This window comes from Bradyrhizobium sp. 33ap4, assembly GCF_032654765.1.
In the GTDB taxonomy this organism is placed as follows: Bacteria; Pseudomonadota; Alphaproteobacteria; order Rhizobiales; family Xanthobacteraceae; genus Bradyrhizobium; species Bradyrhizobium australafricanum.
The window spans coordinates 1-2,123 of the sequence record NZ_JAUMTJ010000158.1 but is presented as its reverse complement, the minus strand read 5'-3'; the positions used below and the strand labels follow the sequence as shown (position 1 = coordinate 2,123).

Genomic DNA, 2,123 nt, shown 5'->3' with positions numbered 1-2,123 from the left:
CGCCGGCCTGTTCATTTTGAAGCACATGCACAACCTGTCAGATGAGGTGCTGTGCGCTCGCTGGATCGAGAACCCCTCACATGGGTAAATTGTAGTCAAGGTGATTGTTTCCTCACAACGCCATGGGATTTTAGCGAAGCACCGCCGTGAGCGATTGCCCGGGCGAAGCTGGTCGGGTTGCGTAGCCGGGGCAATCGCGGATCCAGATATCTATGGCCCGATCATAGGTCATCCTCATCTTTCGATATCCAAGTTCTGAGCCCGTTGCATGACCTGGTTCATCATCTGCACCAAGTCAACCTCACATCCGGTCGCCGTCGAACGGCTGCACCAATATCCCGCTTGCGTCGCGGTGGAGCTCAAGCGAACGAAACCATTCTATTTTTCGGCTTTTGAAGCCAAAGGGTTCTTCGGTCCATTCACCTGGATCGACCGAAGCTGATCAGGCCTCGGTGGATGAGAATTCTATCTTTCAAGCCGCTTTGAGAATGGCTCCTTCGATGACCACACCGACGGTCACATATTTCCAGAGTGCGACGAGCAACTTCCGCGCCAGTGCGACGATCGCTGACTTTCGGCCTCGACCGCCGCTACGTTTAACGCGCTCCTCGAACCAAAGCGTCAGCGCCGATTTCGGCTGATGTCGCAGCCATAGCCAGGAAAGCTGAACCATCACTGTCCGCAATCGGGGATTCCCTGCTTTTGATACGCCCTGCTCGCGGTCGGTCGAACCGCTTTGCCAGGGAGAAGGTGCCAGACCTGCATAGGCTGCGACCTGACGCCTGTTGTCGAAGTGCCGGAACAGACCTTCTGACCAAAGGACCGCAGCAAACTCGGGACCAACACCGCGTATACCAAGAAGCATCGCCGCCGACGGATCAGAGGGAAGAAGTCCTTTCTTCTCCACTGCCAGCAAAGCGTCTCTTTCCGCATCGACGATCTTGATTTGGTCGAGCAATACCTCGAGGCGATCCAACTCACGACAGATCTGCGCCTTGAGGAATTTGGTCAATGGGCGGCCATCCCCCGTGCGAAGTTCCTCGAGGTGTTCACGCCGATTGCGCCTGAGGGGATCGTAGTCGCCAATTCCTTGCGCAAAGAGAAGGCCTTTGATGCGATTGGAATGTTCCGTACGCTCCGCCACCAATATTTTGCGCTCTCGGCAAACCCGGCGCCGATCTTCTTCCTCAGGGGTGGGCGCCCTCACCATGGAACAGACACGTGGCTCACCTCGCTTGTGAGCAAGAAGCGTCCGGACCAGGGTCTCCCCATCGATCTTGTCTGTCTTCGCCCGCCGATGCCGACGCGATGTTGCAATCGAAGCGGGGTCGACGACATGGCTCTCGATGCTGTTGCCTTCCAAAGCTCGATGGATCCAGAATCCGTCAAGTCCAGCCTCCTGGATCGCGACGATCGGGAAATCCCGGCCTATTTTCGCCTTGGCCTTCTCTCGCAGTTGTGCAAACCGCTCCAGAAGGCCGGCCATGTCGCCACCCCGCACCGAATGCTTCGACATCTTTTCCTTTCCGCCCGGCGAGAGAGAAGTTACCAGCCAAGTCGAGCGGCTCAGTTCCAACGAAACAAAAATTGCGCCAAGATCGGTTCGGATAGCGGCCGATACTTCGGTGTGGTCAGCGGCAACTGGCATGTCTGGCTCCAGGGTTACGGTTCGCAACGCAACTCTGCCAGAGTTCGCGCCGCTATCCACCCATGGGATCTATTACCAATACTTCTGCGGCGAGCTGAGCTTCCGCCACCGTCTGCCGTTCGATCGATCGTCGATGACGCGCTGGCGGCAGCGGCTCGGCGAGGAGCAGCTCGTTGCGCTAATCCAGGAAAGTCTGTCGGTGGCGCACAAGACAGGCGCCCTCGGCCCGAAGGACCTGGAGCGCGTGGTGGTCGATACCACGGTGCAGCCCAAGGCGGTTGCGCATCCGACCGACGCGCGGCTCCTGCATCGAGCAATCATCAAGCTGGTCGGGCTCGCCAAGCGCAACCGTGTGCCGCTACGCCAGAGCTATCTGCGCCTGGCCAAGCGCGCCGCCATCATGACCGGCCGCTATACCCACGCCCACCAGTTCAAACGCGCCCGGCGGCAGCTCAAGTTCCTGCGGACACGGCTT

The 2,123-nt window shown here is 58.7% G+C and carries 2 protein-coding genes and 1 pseudogene; 2 read left to right on the top strand and 1 reads right to left on the bottom strand.

The window, feature by feature from the left end; genetic code table 11:
* The first annotated feature begins 268 nt into the window (after window positions 1-268).
* Window positions 269-442, top strand: a complete 174-nt coding sequence (locus tag Q2M23_RS43460) for a hypothetical protein (protein WP_176937313.1) — start codon at window positions 269-271, stop codon at window positions 440-442.
* A gap of 30 nt (window positions 443-472) precedes the next feature.
* Here the strand turns inward: Q2M23_RS43460 and Q2M23_RS43455 are convergent, their stop codons facing one another.
* Window positions 473-1,648: an IS110 family transposase gene (locus tag Q2M23_RS43455; protein WP_092090664.1), complete on the bottom strand. Its 1,176-nt coding sequence runs from the start codon at window positions 1,646-1,648 to the stop codon at window positions 473-475.
* Between the two features lie 70 nt (window positions 1,649-1,718).
* Here Q2M23_RS43455 and Q2M23_RS43450 point away from each other — a divergent pair.
* Window positions 1,719-2,123 (top strand): annotated as a pseudogene (locus Q2M23_RS43450) (transposase); the annotation flags it as partial.

What these genes read in the sequence shown, in the direction of transcription:
- Q2M23_RS43460 (WP_176937313.1), top strand. Translation starts at nt 269, where the DNA reads ATGACCTGGTTCATCATCTGCACCAAGTCAACCTCACATCCGGTCGCC.
- Q2M23_RS43455 (WP_092090664.1), bottom strand. Translation starts at nt 1,648, where the DNA reads ATGCCAGTTGCCGCTGACCACACCGAAGTATCGGCCGCTATCCGAACC.